The following is a 14,548-nucleotide window of genomic DNA, read 5'->3' on the forward strand; positions in this document are numbered from 1 at the left end:
CTTTCTCAGAGCCAGAGCACTTGCCGGCGCAGGTCGATGTCATGCGCGAGCGCGGCGGAGGGGCCGTCGTGGATGATGCTGCCCCGTTCGAGCGCGACGGTGCGGTCAGAGAGTGTCAGCGCCAGATCGAGGTTGTGGTCGACGATGATGATCGAAACCTCCTGCCGCAGCCGGTCGAAGGTTTCGAAAAGCTGCTCGACCACGGCAGGTGAGAGCCCCTCGAAGGGTTCGTCCAGCAGCAGCACGCGGGTATCGCCAGAGAGCGCCCGCGCAACCGCGGCCATCTGCTGCTCGCCGCCCGAGAGATAGTCGGCGGGCGTGTCGATGCGTTCTTTGAGGCGCGGGAAATAAGAGAAGATACGCTCTTCGTCCCAATGCACCCCATGCCCGGTCTGACGCTGGATGCGCCCAAGCTCGAGGTTGTCCTTCACCGACATGCCAGCAAAGAGGCCGCGCCCCTGCGGCACATAGGAGATCCCGGCGCGCGCCATGGCGGCGGAGGGCAGTCCCGAGATCGTCTTGCCCTCGAGGGTGATCTCGCCGCTGCCCACCGGGGCGATGCCGATCAGCGATTTCAGCAGCGTCGATTTGCCCGCACCGTTCCGACCCAAGAGCGCGAGGATCTCGCCCTGCCGCAGATCGAAGCTGACGTCGTTGAGGATGTGGCTCTTGCCGTAGCTGACGTTGACCTTGTCGAGCGACAGGATGGTGGCGTCCTGCACCGCGCTGACGCGCGGCTTGGCGGCGACCGCCGAGGTGCCCGAGCCGATATAGACCTCTTGCACCCGCGCGTCGCCGCGTGCCTCGTCCACCGTGCCGTCGAGTAGCACCTGTCCTTCGTTCATCACCGTGACGTGGTCGGCCAGTTCGAACACCCGGTCGATGTCATGTTCGACCAGCAGCACCGGGATGTCGCGGGACAGCGCCTTGAGCAGCAGGCCGATGCGCTCGCGCTCGGCCACCGAAAGGCCCGCCAGCGGCTCGTCGGCCAGCAGGATGCGCGGGTGGTTGCCAAGCGCCAGTCCCAGATCGAGCAGCCGCTGCCCGCCGTAGGACAGAGATCCGGCCTCGGCCTCTTCCATGCCGCTGAGCCCGGCGTAGCGCATGATCTGTGCGGTGCGCTCGTTGACCTGCGCAAGATTGCGGGCGCGGATCACCGGGTTCATCCGGCTGGGATCGCCTGCCTGCACCGCGAGGCGGATGTTTTCCTGCACGGTGAGCGAGGGAAAGAGGTTGGTGATCTGGAAACTGCGCCCGATCCCGGCCTCGGAGATCTCCTCGGGCTTGCGCCCCGAGAGCGGCTGGCCGCCCAGCGTCACCTCGCCGCTGTCGGGGGTGTAAAGTCCCGACAGCAGGTTGAAGGCCGTGGTCTTGCCCGCGCCATTGGGGCCGATCAGCGCGTGCAGCGTGCGGTCCCGCACTGAGATGTCGACCTCATCCACGGCCTTGAGCCCGCCGAAGTGCTTGGAGATGCCGCGCGCTTCCAGCAGCGCGCCTTCCACATGGCGCTCGGGACGCAGGAACTCGGGCAGCGGATGCACCTCGGCCTTGCGCCCGGCCATTGCCGCGCCGGTCTCGGCGGGCGGATTGAAGTGGCGCCGGATCTGTCCGGGGATGCCGATCAGCCCGTCGCGGGCGAACAGCACGAAGCCCATGAACACGAGGCCGAACCAGAACAGCCAGTTCTCGGAATAGATCGACAGATACTCGCGGAAGAGGATGTAGAAGAGCGCGCCGATCGCCGGACCCATGAACGAGCGCATGCCGCCGATCACCACCATGGCCAGAAGCTCGCCCGAGAAGACCACCGACATCGGCTCGGCCGAGGTCATGCGGTTCTTGTAGAGCAGCAGCACCCCGGCCAGCGCGGTGATCGTCGCCGAGAGCACGAAGGCGGCCAGCTTGTAGCGGTCGACCTTGTAGCCCAGAAAGCGCGCGCGCTGCTCATTCTCGCGGATCGCCAGCAGCACCGTGCCGAGCGGCGAGTTATAGACCCGCCACAGCAGGCACAGCACCGCAAAGGCGATGAGTGCGACCAGCCAGTAATAGGGCTGGGACATCTCGAAGCTGAGCCCGAAAATCTGCGGGCGGGAGATGCCGCCAAGCCCGTTCTCGCCGCCGGTCACTTCGGTCCAGCGGAAGGCGATGGTGAACCCGAGCGCCGAGAGCGCCAGCGTCATCAGCGAGAAATAGACCCCCCGGCGGCGCAGGATCAGCGCGCCGAAGACGGCGGCGATCAGCGCGGTGGCAAGCACGGCGACGATCAGCGGGAGAAAGAAGCTGCCCTCCGCGCCCATGGCCCGGGCCGAGAGCCCGGCGAGATAGGCGCCAAGGCCGAACCACGCGCCATGGCCGAAGCTGATCAGCCCGGTGCGCCCGGCAAGGATGTTGAGCCCCATGCAGGCGAGGCCGAAGACCACCACCTCGGTCGCCGAGGTATAGGTCAGCCCGGCGGCGAGGATGAGGAAGGGCAGCACGATCAGCGCGGCTGCCGCGACAAGAAGCGGATGTATGCGGGTCATGCGTTGGATCGTCTCATTCGAAGCGGAGGATGCGCTCGCCCAGCAGGCCGCGCGGGCGCACCAGAAGCACGAGGAACATCAACAGGTAGATGGCGGCGGTGGACCATGACGACAGGCCGATGGCCACGAGCACGCCCTTGGTCAGCCCGACGAGGACAGCGGCGATGATGACGCCCCAGAACGAGCCGAGCCCGCCGATCACGACCACCACGAAGGCCAGCGTGATGACCTCGGCGCCCATCGCCGGGTGGATGGTGTAGATCGGCGAGAGCAACACGCCCGCCAGCCCGGCGAGGCCGATGCCGATGCCCGCGACCACCGACAGATAGGGCCGCAGTGAAATGCCGAGGGAGCCGACGATCTCGGGGTTCTGCACTCCGGCGCGGACGATGCGCCCGAAGGCGGTCTTGTTGAGCAGCAGCCACAGCGCACCGACGGCGAGCACCGCGACGGCGATCAGGAAGATGCGGTAGCGCGAGTAGATGAAATCACCCAAGAACACCTGCCCGCGCAGCAGTTCGGGCATGTTGTAGTTCTGCGGCGAGGCCCCGAAAATCCAGCGCAATCCCTGTTCGATCACCATGGCAAGCCCGAAGGTCAGCAGCAGCGAATAGAGCGGATCGACCCGGTAGAAGCGGGTGAAGAGCGTGCGCTCGGTCGCCATGCCCAGCCCCGCCACGATCAGCGGCACAAGGATCAGCGCGCCGAAATAACCCACGTAGGGCGTGATCAGGATCGCGAGATAGGCGCCGATGGCGAAGAAGGCGCCATGCGCGAGGTTGATGATCCCGCCAAGCGAGAAGATCAGCGACAGTCCCAGCGCGATCAGCAGGTAATAGGTGCCGTCCAGCAGGCCGTTCAGCACCTGCGCGATGAATAGCCCCAGCATCGCGGCGCACTCCTTCCTTGGGTATTTTCTTTGGGTATCGGGGGTGTGGGGCAGGGGCCCTCTGGCCCGCTGCCCCGGTTGCGTCACCGGAACATCACATCGAGCAGGTGCCGCCGGTGACGGCGGTGGCCAGCGACTCGAGCGGCTGGTCCGCGCCCGGAACCGGATCGGAGGTGGTGAAGATGTCCCACTCGTTCTGCGCCTCGGAGGCGGGCAGCGCGGTGATCGCATAGATCTCCTGAATGAGCTGGTGATCCGAGGGGCGGAAATAGCCCGGACGGCTCTTCATCAGGTCGAACTTCGCCTCCTCGCTCTCGAGATAGCCGACCAGCGCGTCTCCCGACGCGTCGCCCGCCTCGGCCACCGCTTTGGCCATGATCAGACCGGCGTTGTAGTCTCCCCAGGCCTGGTTCTCGGGCGGCTTGCCAAAGGCATCGCTGAACGCCTGCACGAAGGCTTGGCTGGCATCGTTCTGCACCAGATGGTTCCACACGTTCGGCCAAGTGCCGCGGAAGTTCTGCGCCCCCGCCGCCCAGGCCGAGACCGTGTCGAAGCCGAAGCCGCCGAGCGTGAAGTCGAGGCCGAACTCACCGTATTGCTTGAAGAAGTTGGTGATCTGCGTGCCCGCGAGATTGAGCGCCACCACGTCCGGCTCGGCCTGACGGATCTTCAGCAGGTAAGACGAGAAATCGGTCGCATCGGTCGGCACCAGATCGTCGCCGACGAGATTGCCGCCATTGGTCTCGAGGAACGCCTTGGCCGCCGACAGAAGGTCGTGGCCAAAGGCGTAATCGGCGCTCAGCGTGTACCAGTTCTTGCCATCCACCATGCCTTCGCCAGCGAAATACTGGCCCTCGGCGTTCACATACATCGAGTTCTGCGTCTCGACGTGGAACATGTAGCGGTTGCAGTCCTGACCGCGAAGGCTGTCCGAGTTGCCACCGGTGTTGACGAAGCATTTCTTGTAGCGCGCCGCGACCTGACTGATCGTCAGACAGGAGGCCGAGGAGATCTCGCCGATGATCATGTCGACGCCGTCGCGCTCGAACATGCGCTCGGCCTTGGTCGAGGCGGTCTGCGGGTTGACGCTGTCCTCCATGATCAGCTCGACCTGCCGCCCTCCGGCGCCGCCGTTGGCATTGATGTGCTCGACCGCCAGCTTGATGCCCATCTGCGCGTATTCGCCGAGCGGGCCGAGAAAGCCGGTGGTGGGGGTCAGGTGGCCGATTTTCAGCGGCGCGCTCTGCGCCCGCAGATAGGCGGGGGCGGCGACGGCAAGCGTCAGGCCAGCCGCTCCCGTCCGCAGGAATCCCCTGCGGCTCGTGAGATGGTTCGTCATGGTACTCCTCCCTGAGACCAATTTGCTAAGATCACCTCGGGCCCTGCCTCTTGGGGTCCGGCGGCCGATGTTCCTCCGTGGCCGTCTTGCCCATGGGAGAGCCTTGCTCCTCCATCTGTGATCTGAGATCACAGTTACAGAGCGGGCTTCCGCGGTCAACTGGAGTTATGAGATAGATGAACGACGGCCTCGAACAGCTTCAGCCCGCGCGTCGGGAAACCCTTTCGGATCAGGTGCATGAGGCGCTCTGCGAGATGCTTTTGTCGGGCGCGCTCAAGCCTCGGGACAGGCTGTCGCTGCGCGATCTCGCCGAACGGCTGGACGTTTCCATGATGCCCGTGCGCGAAGCGGTGAGTCGTCTCGCGGCCAGCGGCGCGCTGAATGTCTCGCCAAAACGGGCGGTGCAGGTGCCGCTGATGACCGCGGGGGAGTTTGCCGATCTGACCGAGGTCCGGATGCTCAACGAAGGCGAGGCGGCGCGCCGTGCGGCGCTTGCCGCAACCGAGGCAGAGATCGCCGGGATCCTGCGCCTTGCCGAGCAGTTTGAACGGGTTCTCGACCGATCCTATGGCAGCGCCGAGGCGGTGGCGGCCAACAAGGACCTGCATTTCGCGCTCTACCGGGCGTCCGGGTCTGCGGCGCTGATGCAGGTGATCCGTATGCTCTGGCTCAAGGCCGGTCCGATCATCAACTACGACATCGGGGTGAGAGCGGGGGTCCCGGCGGAAGAGGGTCTGACCCGGTCGCGCACTCACCATTCGCGCGAGCACCACCGCCAACTCTGCCAAGCGCTGCAGGCCCATGACGGCGCGGCGGCGGCTCATGCCATCGCCGAGGATATCCGCGTCGCCTCGGAAATGATCCGCGCCCATGCCGCCGACGAGATGGATGAGGGGCGCAGGCGCATCCTGATCTGAGGCTGCGGGGGCAACTCATCCAAGCATGCGCCCGAGCCATCCCGGCGCTCAGCACTGGGTGATCGGCGGTCTTGCGCTGATGCCGACGCCGAGGCTCGCGGTTGCCGTGGTTCTGCACTACCGGTGGGGCCTCGCGCCGGTCGGAGCGCCGGGCAGGGGTCCGCGCGGGCGGAAGGCGTAACTATCTAACTGAATGCAAGAAAATGAAACTGGCGGATATCTTTTTCGTGTCGATCTTTGTGGTGCTGCTGGCCATGCTGATCGCGCTCTCTTTCTTCGACCTTTGGTACGGGCTGATGGGCATCGGGCTGCTCCTCGTGGTGTTCGGACTGCTGCTTTTGCTGATCCGGCGGGCCAACCGGCCCACCTCGGCGCAGATCGCGGCGATGCGGATAAAGCACTGAGGGCGGGCTCTGGCATGGGGGTGCCTTTTGGCCCGGATTGCCTGCCGTGGAGTGAGCAAATCAAATGGCGGCACCATGTCCATCGCAGGGTACCGCCTTTGGCTCGCGGTGCCAAACTGCAGCCAGAACTGCAGCTTATGAAACTAAGGCCTGCTCTTTTCGAATGCTGCGTGGCACTGAGCGTGTCTCGCGTTTTTCCCGCAGCATCAGCATCGCCGGGGTCACCACGAGGGTGAGCACGGTGGCGATCACCAGCCCGCCGGCAATGGCGCTCGACAGCTCGGTCCAATATTGCGTCGAGGGGGCGCCGAAGACGATCTCGCGCGAGATGAAGTTGATGTTCATCCCCAAGACCATCGGCATCAGCCCCAGCGCCGTGGTGATCGAGGTGAGCACCACCGGGCGCAGACGTTGCGCGCCGGTGCGCAGCGCAGCCTCGAGCGGCGAGAGCCCGTCTTTGCGCAGGTCGTTATAGGCGTCGATCAGCACGATGTTGTTGTTCACCACGATGCCCGCAAGGGCGATCACGCCGACCCCTCCCATCACGATGCCGAAGGGGCGCCCGGTGACGACCAGCCCTAGCAGCACGCCCCCGATCGAGAAGACGATGGCGCTCATCACCACGAAGGACTGGTAGAAGCTGTTGAACTGGACCACGAGAATCAGGAACATCAACACGATGGCGGCGACGAAGGCGAGCGCCAGAAAGGTCATCGACTCCTGCTGGTCCTCGGCTTCGCCCGCGAACTCATAACTTGCGCTGTCGGGCAGATCGGCCTGATCAAGCGCGGCGCGCAGGGCGGTGACCTGATCGTTGACCAGCAGCCCCGGCGCGACATTGGCCTCGATGGTGGTCACGCGCTGCTCGTCGATGCGGCGGATGACGCCGACGCGCTCCACCGGCTCGAAGGTCACGAAGTTGGAGATCGGCACGAGCCCCGCCGAAGTGGGCACACGCAGGTTGGTCAGTTCCGACAGCGAGCGCGAGTCGTTCGGGAAGCGCACCCGGACGTCCAGCTCGCCGTCGGCGTCCGGCGGGCGATAGTCGGTGACGGTGATGCCTTGGGTGAGCAGTTGCACCGCCTGTCCCAGCAGGCTGACATCGGCACCAAAGCGCGCCGCCTCGGCGCGGTCGACGTTGATCGCCACCTCGACGCCGGGCAGCGGGCGGGTGTCGGTCACATCGGTGAAGCCGCCGACACGCTCCATCGCCGCCAGCACCTTATCGACCGCCGCGCTCTGCTGAGTGAAATCTTCGGCCGAGACGCGCAGGTTCACCGGCTTGCCGCTGGACGGGCCGCCGCTTTCGGTCTCCACCTGCACGTCGATTCCGGCGATGTCGGCCATCTTGGCGCGGATGTCCTCCCCGATCTCGGCGGCGGTGCGGCGCGCCTGCCAGTCCACCAGATCGAGCTGCAGAGTGCCGATCACGTCTTCCTCGCCGCCGCCCGCGCTCATGGTCGAGCGGGCGTAAACGCTCTCGATGCCTTCGGTGCCAGTGAGCCTGTCCTCAACCTTGCGGACCAGATCGTCGCGCTCGTAGATCGACAGGTTGTCGCGGGCGCGCACCTGCACCTGCATGAATTCCGGCTCGACCGAGGGGAAGAACGAGATGCCGCGCCCGAACTGGCCGTAAAGGGCAAACCCGCCGAGCAGCAGCGCCAGCGCCAGAACCACGGTGGTCCAGGGCCGCAGGATCGCGCGCTCCAAGAGCCGTACGTAGGCACCTGTGAAACCGGGGATGCGGCGCGGGTCGCCGCGCTCGGCGGCGTGCAGCGTGGCCTTTGCCTTGGCGGTCTGCGGCTGGTTGCGCCCGATCATACCGCCGAGGACGGGGATGAAGATCAGCGCCATGAAGAGCGAGGCGCCCAGCGTCAGGATCACGGTGATCGGCAGATATTTCATGAACTGCCCGATGAGCCCGGTCCAGAACAGCAGCGGGAAGAACACCGAAAGCGTGGTGGCGGTGGAGGCGATGATCGGCCAAGCCATGCGCTTGGCGGCATGGGCGTAGGCGGCCTTGGGGCTGTCGCCCTCCTGCAGGCGGCGGTCAGCAAGCTCGACGGTGACAATGGCGCCATCGACCAGCATGCCCACCACGAGGATCAGCGCGAAAAGCACCACGATGTTCATGGTGAACCCCATCGCCCAGATGATGGCGACGCCGGCGAGGAACGCGCCCGGAATGGACAGGCCGACAAGGATCGCCGAGCGCAGCCCGAGGGCGAAGACGATGACGATCATCACCAGCATGACGGCGGCCATGACGTTGGCCTCGAGATCGGAAAGCAGCGTCTTCACCTGCTCGGACTGGTCCTGCAGGTAGGTGACGCGCAGGCTTTCGGGCCAGTCGGCGCTCATCTCGTCGATGACCGCTTTGGTGGCCGCGACGGTGTCGATGATATTGGCGCCCGAGCGTTTGGTGACCTCCAGCGCCAGCGAGGGCTGGCCGTCGATGCGCGCATAGCCGGTGGGGTCTTCGAAGGTGCGGCGCACGGTGGCGACGTCGCCAAAGGTGACGACAGTGGTGCCATCGACCTTCACCGGCATGGCCATCACGTCCTCGAGGTCTTCGATCAGCCCGGGCACCTTCAGCACGATGCGCCCGCCGCCGGTCTCGATGGCGCCTGCGGCGATCAGCTGGTTGTTGCGCTGCAACTGGCTGGTCAGCGTCTCGAAACTGAGGTTGTAGGTCTGGAAGACGGTCGGGTCGATCAGCACCTCGAGGAATTCCTCGCGGGCGCCGCCGATGTCCACTTCCAGCACACCGGGCAGCGCTTCGAGCTTGTCCTGAACCGCCTCGGCGACGTCATTGAGGGTGCGCTCGGGCAGGGGGCCGGACAGCACGGCGGTGATGATTGGAAAGAGCGCGGTGTTGATCTCGGTGACGTTGAGCGTGGTGGCGTCGTCGGGCAGGTCGCTCTGCACCGTGTCGGCGGCCTCGCGCACCTTGTCGAGCGCCTCGTCGATATCGCCGCCAGCGGCAAATTCGAGCTGCACGCTGGCAAAGCCTTCGGTGGCCTCGGCGGACATTTTCTCGAGCCCTTCGATGGCGCCGAACTCGGCCTCCATCGGCTCGATCAGCAGGCGTTCGGCGTCAGACGGGCTGATGCCGTCGAGCGTGGTGCTGACATAAACCAGCGGCAGCGGAACCTCGGGGTTCGCTTCCTTGGGGATCGAGATATAGGCCACGGCACCGAAGGCGAGGATCATCCCCAGCAGGATCATCATCGCCCGGCCACGGGAAAAGGCGGCGTCGATCAGGCTGTTCACGGCTTGTCCTCCGCGATCTCGAGCGGAACGCCCGCGGCTGCATCCGAGACCTGTTCGGTCTCTTCCTGAGGCTCGGCGCGGACCTCCTCGCCGTCGCGCACAAAGCCTTGGCCTACGGTGATGATCGTGACGTCGTCGTCGAGCCCGGTGACCCAGACGCTGTCGATCTCGGTTTTCACGATCTGGATCGGGTGGAAGGCGACGCGCCCGTCCTCGACCGTCTTGAGGCCGATCTGCCCGGCCTCGTCCAGCGAGATGATCGACGGGGCGACGCGATGGGCCGTGGCCTCGCCGGTGGGGATCGTCACCTGCGCCGACACACCGGCGGGCACCTCACCGCCGGGATTTTCGACCTCGATCTCGGTCAGGAAGGTGCGGGTCTCCGAGGCGGCAGCGGCGCCAACAAAGCTGACCCGGCCCTCGCGCGTCTGGCCGGTGATGAAGTTGACCTCAGCGCTCTGACCCTCGCTGATCCGGCTCAGCGCCTGTTGCGGCACCTGAATGGCGACGGTCAGCGGGTCATTGTCGACCACGCGCGAGATCGTGGCCCCGGCCTGCACATATTCCCCCTCGCTTGCGGGCAGCCCTTCGATGCGCCCGGCAAAGGGGGCCTCGACGACGAGATTGTCGATGGCCTCTTCGGCGCTGGCCACATCAGCCTCGGCGGCGGCGAGCGCCGCGCGGGCCTCGGATAGCCGGTCGTTGGTGGCGACCCCGCGTTCGAACAACTGCGCGGCATTGTCGAACTCGCGCTGCGCATTGGCCCGCTGCTCTTCGGCTTGGGTGAGCGCCGCCTCGGCGCGGGCGGAATTGAGCCGCGCCAGCACGTCGCCGCGCTGCACCCGGTCGCCCTTGGCAAAGGGCATTTCGATCACCGTGCCGGCGGTTTCGGCGATGACGTCGGTATCGCGGTCGGGCAGGGCCTGACCTTCGGCGCGGTAGCTGAGGGTGACCGGCTCGGCCTTGGATTGCAGGACCATCACCGATGGCGGCAGCGGATCGTCGGCGGCGGCTTCCGCCGCGGGCTCGGAGCCGGGCAGGAAGAAACCGCTGCCCATCCAGAGAATGATGGCGGCGACCAAGGAGATTGCGATCCAGAACGGGCGCGACGAGCCGCGGTCGGTCTCGAACCGCAGGGCTTCGGGCGTCGCCTCGGCGGCGGTGTGGTCGGTCATGCTGCTACTCTCGCTCATCAAGGCGTGATCGAAGTGACGTCTGAGCTGCTTTACATACCGACGGTCGGTCGGTAATCAAGGCCAGAGCTGACGGAGAACGTAATCGTGAACACCAAACGTTCCAGAATGTCCGCCGAAGATCGCCGCACCGCGATCCTCGACGTTGCCACCGACCTGCTGTCGACCCACCCGTGGGAGGAGGTGACGGTGGCGCTGCTGCTCGACGCGGCGGGCATCTCCAAGGGCGGATTTTATCACCACTTCACGTCCAAGGACGATGTGCTCGGCGCGGTGCTTCTGCGGCTGACGGACGCCAGCAATTCTGCCGGGCAGGCGGTCTACGAGCGCAGCGAAGGCGGCGCCGCGGCGCGGTTCACGGCCTATCTAGACGGCACCACCCGCTGGGAGTTGGAGCACGCCGACAAGATCATGGGCGTCATCCGGATCGCCATGATGGCGGGCAATGAGGCGATCTTCCTCAAGCTCGAGCAAGAGGCCCGTCGGCGCGCGACGCCCTTGATGCGCACGCTTGTGGAAGAGGGCGTTCGGGAGGGGGTCTTCGACGTAATCGACGCCGCTATGACGGTCGATCTGCTACAGCACGCATGGCGCATGCGCTGGGTGGTCTTTGCGCAGGCGCGTCAGCGCTGTGCGGCGGGCGATCTGGCCGGAGGTGAGGCGATGCTGGAACAGCGCCTCAGCCTTGAAGAGCGCATGACCAACCGTTTGCTCGGCTGCACCGAGACGCAGGTGCACATGCCCGGGGCAAAGGAGTTCTCGGAGTTCCTGCAGCCAGCCTGACGTGCTGCACGCCGTTGTGGCTTGCTGGCCGCGGACTGAAGAACGTTTGCTTGCGTGATCGCTAGAATGCGTGCCGCGATATTCCGATCTGCCGTATTGCGTCAGCCATCGACCAACCTTGGCCATGCAGCACCTCGATCTGGCAGAGTTTTCTGAACGTGTCTTCCGGGCTTTCTCGTTTTCCGGCCATTCCTTAACATCTCTGTTCGTCGAAATCCGACCGTACTTGAGGCTTCGTGGATGGACCACTTTCGTGGGGCTGGCTCAGGTCGGCGATTAGGTGTCGGAATGGCCCAGCGGGTGCATTAGCCGGTTGGCCCAGCCAAAAATCGCGATCGAGTGGATCAGGTCGACGACCTCGAACGGCTCCATGCCGCTGGCCTTGAGCCGATCGATATGTGCCGGCGTGGCGGTCGGCGGGGTCTGGGTCAGGCTCTCGGCAAGCGCAAGTATCGCCTGATCGCGTTCCGGGAGCGTCTCGGGTTGCGCGGTCCAAAGCGCGGCGATCAAGGATGAAGAGCCCGACAGCTTGTGGTGCTGGCGGGCGTGGACGTTGGCGCAGTACTCGCAACCGTTGACCAGCGAGGCGCCAAGCGCGCCAAGTTCTCGGTCGGCGCGGGGCAGGCCCCCCTCGGCATACATGATCGCATTAAAAAGCGTGGTTCGGGCAACGTAGCTTTCGGGATCATGCGCAAGCGTACGTACGTAGGGTGACACCTTCTTGGCCGAAGGCGTGACCTTCATCGCCTCACGCTGGGCGGGCGTCGCATCCTCGATCTCGACGGGCGGCAGGTGCGGGGACCACTTCAGCGCCTTGAGGCGGATCCGGGGTGGTGTGAGCGGGTCGCCGTTCGACGTGGTCATGTGCAGACCTCCTCAAGAAGCGAGAGCCCGTACGCGACGCGGATCTGAAAGCACACATAGGCCAGAAGTTCCGACAAGGCGATCACCTGTGGCACGCTCAGGCCGACGTCCAGTAGCGCCTGCAGGTGCCCGGGGCCAGATTTTCCCGGGTCGGTGGCGATCATGTCCGTATGAAAGGCCAAGGCGCGCTGCAGCGGGTCGGCGGGCACGTCGCCAGTCGCCAGCGCCCCAAGCGCCGGATCGTCGGGGAGGGGGTAGCCTGCCAGCAGCGCGCCGTTGTCTGCGGTCAGTGCGACACGGCGTGCTATGGCCGCGCGCAGGGGGACTGAGAGGCCCAGATCGTCTTGCGGTGCCAGCACCGAGGCGCGGCAGGCTTCGGCACCCTCCACATACTCCGGACGGCGCGCGCGTAGTGCAAAGGTTTCACCGTCCGGGTCGAGCCCTGCGGCGCAGTCCATAGCGTCGGCGGTGCGGGAGAGCGGCGTCATTGCGAAGTCCTTGGTCATTGCGGCCCCATCACGAGGTCTGGCAGCCAGAGCGTGATCTGCGGGAAGGCCGCGATTAGGATCAGCACCAGAACGGGCGGGATCATCAGCGGGAGGATTGCGACGGCGAGCCGCTCGAAGCGCACCCCCGACACGGCTGACATCAGGTAAAGGCCGACGCCGAGCGGCGGAGTGGCGATCCCCAGCAGCAGTGCCAGCGTGATGATCATGCCGAACTGCACCCGGTCGATACCGAAGGCGTCAGCGGCGGGCAGCAGCAGCGGCAGCAGGATGATCTTGGCCGGGGATGCCTCCATGAAGCAGCCGATCAGTACCAGCAGCACGATGGTGAAGGTCAGGAACACCCAGCGCTGACTGATCGCCTCTAGGATCCCCGAGGCGAAGGCCTGTGGGACCTGCTCGAAGGCAAAGAGCCAGCCCATGATCTGCGAGAAGCCGATGATCAGCATGATCAGCGACGACAGCACTGCGCTTTCCACCAGCGCGTCCCACACGCCCTTGAACGACAGCGAGCGGTAGAACAGGCCGATCAGGATCGAGTAGCCGCAGGCGATCACCCCGGCCTCTGTGGCGGTGGCAAAGCCGAAGACGATGGCGCCAAGGATGATCCCGGGCGCGACGAGCGCTGGTAGACCCTCGACCGCGGCGCGGCGAATGTCCGAGCAGCTGGCGCGCGGCTCGCGCGGCATTTCAACCCACTGCGCAACGGTGCGGATGTAAAGAATGAAGCTCAGCGCCACCAGAATGCCGGGCACCACGCCCGCAAGGAACAGCCGGGCGACGGATTCATTGGCCAGCCACGCATAGACGATCAGGCTGATCGAGGGCGGCACGATCGGGCCAACGAGCGAGGTGGCGACGGTCAGCGCGGCGGCGAACTCGGGCTTGTAACCCCGCGCGCGCATCGCCTTCACCTCAAGCTGGCCGAGGCCGGCAATGTCGGCTGTGGCCGCGCCCGAGACCCCGGCGAAGAGCAGCGAGGCGATGACGTTGACATAGGCCAGACCGGCACGGAAGTGGCCGACGAGGGCGAGGCAGAAATTGAAAATCCGGTCGGTCAGCCCGATCGCGTTCATCAAATTGCCCGCGAGGATGAAGAAGGGGATGGCCAGCAGCGCGGGTTTGGCCGCCCCGTCAAGGATCTGTTGCGGCACGACCATCGACATGTCGCCGAAGCCCGCCCAGTAGAGCCCCGCAACGGACCCGGCGCCGATGGCCATGGTGACCGGCACGCCGAGCAGCATCAGCAGGATGAACCCGCCGATCACGATGAATCCGAGGGTCATTCAACGGCTCCTTGTTCCACCGGTTCGGTCTGCTTGGGAAAGGCGGGGCGGGCGCCAGTGGCGATTGAGATGAAATCGAGCACGAAATGCGCCAGAACCAGCCCTGCCGAAACGAATAGCGGCATCGAGCGCACGTAGATCGGCAGGTCGATGCCATCCATCTTGGCGCTCTGCATCGACAGCAGCGCCGGTGCGCCGCGCAGGATGGCCAGCATGACCGCCGCGCCGACCGCGCAGGCAAACAGCGCGGCAATGCGCTTTGGCAGCGTCGGCAGGCAGGTCACGAAGATGTCCACCACCACGTCACGGCGCTGGCGGACGTAGACGAAGAGACCCAGAAGCAGCATCCACACGAACAGCAGCAGCGTCCAGCTGAAGATCCAGCCGTAGGCGACGCCGAAGGCGGATCGCGAAATGACGTTGAACAGGTTGAGCCCGACCATCACGGCAAGGCAAAGCGTCGCCAGCACCTTGAAGAGCTGCGCGATCCCGTCGAGAGCGGCGTTCAATCCAGCGACCGGCCCGCGAGGGCCGGTGCCGGGTGTGGAGGAGGTGTCCCGGGCAGGCGTCAT

General features: G+C 65.6%; 12 protein-coding genes. 3 read left to right on the forward strand and 9 right to left on the reverse strand.

Features of this window, described 5'->3' with window-relative positions; translation table 11 throughout:
* Nucleotides 1-5 precede the first annotated feature (5 nt).
* The 3 genes from AYJ57_RS24165 to AYJ57_RS24175 all read right to left on the reverse strand — a co-directional run bounded on the left by AYJ57_RS24165 (nt 6) and on the right by AYJ57_RS24175 (nt 4,750).
* Nucleotides 6-2,522 (reverse strand): branched-chain amino acid ABC transporter ATP-binding protein/permease, encoded by a 2,517-nt coding sequence (locus tag AYJ57_RS24165; RefSeq protein WP_066111908.1) that lies wholly within the window; start codon nt 2,520-2,522, stop codon nt 6-8.
* Nucleotides 2,523-2,535: 13 nt separating this feature from the next.
* On the reverse strand, nt 2,536-3,411 hold the full coding sequence (locus AYJ57_RS24170) for a branched-chain amino acid ABC transporter permease (protein ID WP_066111909.1): 876 nt from the start codon (nt 3,409-3,411) through the stop codon (nt 2,536-2,538).
* A gap of 94 nt (nt 3,412-3,505) precedes the next feature.
* A complete protein-coding gene (locus AYJ57_RS24175; RefSeq protein ID WP_066111911.1) occupies nt 3,506-4,750 on the reverse strand; it encodes an ABC transporter substrate-binding protein in 1,245 nt (414 codons plus the stop codon).
* A gap of 176 nt (nt 4,751-4,926) precedes the next feature.
* On the opposite strand from AYJ57_RS24175, the gene AYJ57_RS24180 reads away from it, so the two are divergent.
* Both AYJ57_RS24180 and AYJ57_RS24185 read left to right on the forward strand, forming a co-directional pair.
* Entirely contained in the window at nt 4,927-5,667 is a 741-nt protein-coding gene (locus AYJ57_RS24180) for a GntR family transcriptional regulator (RefSeq protein ID WP_066111913.1), read from the forward strand.
* 203 nt (nt 5,668-5,870) lie between these two features.
* On the forward strand, nt 5,871-6,071 hold the full coding sequence (locus AYJ57_RS24185) for a hypothetical protein (RefSeq protein ID WP_066111915.1): 201 nt from the start codon (nt 5,871-5,873) through the stop codon (nt 6,069-6,071).
* A 135-nt stretch (nt 6,072-6,206) separates the two neighbouring features.
* On the opposite strand, the gene AYJ57_RS24190 is transcribed toward AYJ57_RS24185, so the two are convergent.
* Both AYJ57_RS24190 and AYJ57_RS24195 read right to left on the reverse strand, forming a co-directional pair.
* The gene (locus AYJ57_RS24190; RefSeq protein ID WP_066111917.1) at nt 6,207-9,344 is read right to left on the reverse strand and encodes an efflux RND transporter permease subunit; all 3,138 of its coding nucleotides are present in this window, start codon (nt 9,342-9,344) and stop codon (nt 6,207-6,209) included.
* Nucleotides 9,341-10,519, reverse strand: coding sequence for an efflux RND transporter periplasmic adaptor subunit (locus AYJ57_RS24195; protein WP_066111919.1), 1,179 nt, complete (start codon nt 10,517-10,519; stop codon nt 9,341-9,343). The genes AYJ57_RS24190 and AYJ57_RS24195 overlap by 4 nt, the downstream gene beginning before the upstream one ends.
* Before the next feature lie 105 nt (nt 10,520-10,624).
* Between AYJ57_RS24195 and AYJ57_RS24200 the strand changes: the two genes are divergently transcribed.
* Complete coding sequence (locus tag AYJ57_RS24200; RefSeq protein ID WP_157374387.1) at nt 10,625-11,320, forward strand: TetR/AcrR family transcriptional regulator; 696 nt, start codon at nt 10,625-10,627, stop codon at nt 11,318-11,320.
* 276 nt (nt 11,321-11,596) lie between these two features.
* On the opposite strand, the gene AYJ57_RS24205 is transcribed toward AYJ57_RS24200, so the two are convergent.
* From AYJ57_RS24205 to AYJ57_RS24220, 4 genes are read right to left on the reverse strand one after another with little or no spacing between them, the layout of a single operon-like run.
* The gene (locus AYJ57_RS24205; RefSeq protein WP_066111923.1) at nt 11,597-12,184 is read right to left on the reverse strand and encodes a peroxidase-related enzyme; all 588 of its coding nucleotides are present in this window, start codon (nt 12,182-12,184) and stop codon (nt 11,597-11,599) included.
* Nucleotides 12,181-12,672 carry a hypothetical protein gene (locus tag AYJ57_RS24210; protein ID WP_066111925.1) on the reverse strand — a complete coding sequence of 164 codons (492 nt, stop codon included), beginning with the start codon at nt 12,670-12,672 and terminating at the stop codon, nt 12,181-12,183. The genes AYJ57_RS24205 and AYJ57_RS24210 overlap by 4 nt, the downstream gene beginning before the upstream one ends.
* 14 nt (nt 12,673-12,686) lie before the next feature.
* Nucleotides 12,687-13,976 (reverse strand): TRAP transporter large permease, encoded by a 1,290-nt coding sequence (locus tag AYJ57_RS24215; protein ID WP_066111926.1) that lies wholly within the window; start codon nt 13,974-13,976, stop codon nt 12,687-12,689.
* A complete protein-coding gene (locus AYJ57_RS24220) occupies nt 13,973-14,548 on the reverse strand; it encodes a TRAP transporter small permease (protein WP_083191522.1) in 576 nt (191 codons plus the stop codon). The genes AYJ57_RS24215 and AYJ57_RS24220 overlap by 4 nt, the downstream gene beginning before the upstream one ends.

This window comes from Salipiger sp. CCB-MM3 (genome assembly GCF_001687105.1).
Taxonomy (GTDB): domain Bacteria; phylum Pseudomonadota; class Alphaproteobacteria; order Rhodobacterales; family Rhodobacteraceae; genus Salipiger.

Excerpts from the sequence above, each read along its gene's own strand:
- AYJ57_RS24210 (WP_066111925.1), bottom strand. The coding sequence starts at position 12,672 with ATGACGCCGCTCTCCCGCACCGCCGACGCTATGGACTGCGCCGCAGGG.
- AYJ57_RS24185 (WP_066111915.1), top strand. The coding sequence starts at position 5,871 with ATGAAACTGGCGGATATCTTTTTCGTGTCGATCTTTGTGGTGCTGCTG.
- AYJ57_RS24165 (WP_066111908.1), bottom strand. The coding sequence starts at position 2,522 with ATGACCCGCATACATCCGCTTCTTGTCGCGGCAGCCGCGCTGATCGTG.
- AYJ57_RS24215 (WP_066111926.1), bottom strand. The coding sequence starts at position 13,976 with ATGACCCTCGGATTCATCGTGATCGGCGGGTTCATCCTGCTGATGCTG.
- AYJ57_RS24195 (WP_066111919.1), bottom strand. The coding sequence starts at position 10,519 with ATGACCGACCACACCGCCGCCGAGGCGACGCCCGAAGCCCTGCGGTTC.
- AYJ57_RS24205 (WP_066111923.1), bottom strand. The coding sequence starts at position 12,184 with ATGACCACGTCGAACGGCGACCCGCTCACACCACCCCGGATCCGCCTC.
- AYJ57_RS24180 (WP_066111913.1), top strand. The coding sequence starts at position 4,927 with ATGAACGACGGCCTCGAACAGCTTCAGCCCGCGCGTCGGGAAACCCTT.
- AYJ57_RS24170 (WP_066111909.1), bottom strand. The coding sequence starts at position 3,411 with ATGCTGGGGCTATTCATCGCGCAGGTGCTGAACGGCCTGCTGGACGGC.
- AYJ57_RS24175 (WP_066111911.1), bottom strand. The coding sequence starts at position 4,750 with ATGACGAACCATCTCACGAGCCGCAGGGGATTCCTGCGGACGGGAGCG.
- AYJ57_RS24220 (WP_083191522.1), bottom strand. The coding sequence starts at position 14,548 with ATGACGCCTGCCCGGGACACCTCCTCCACACCCGGCACCGGCCCTCGC.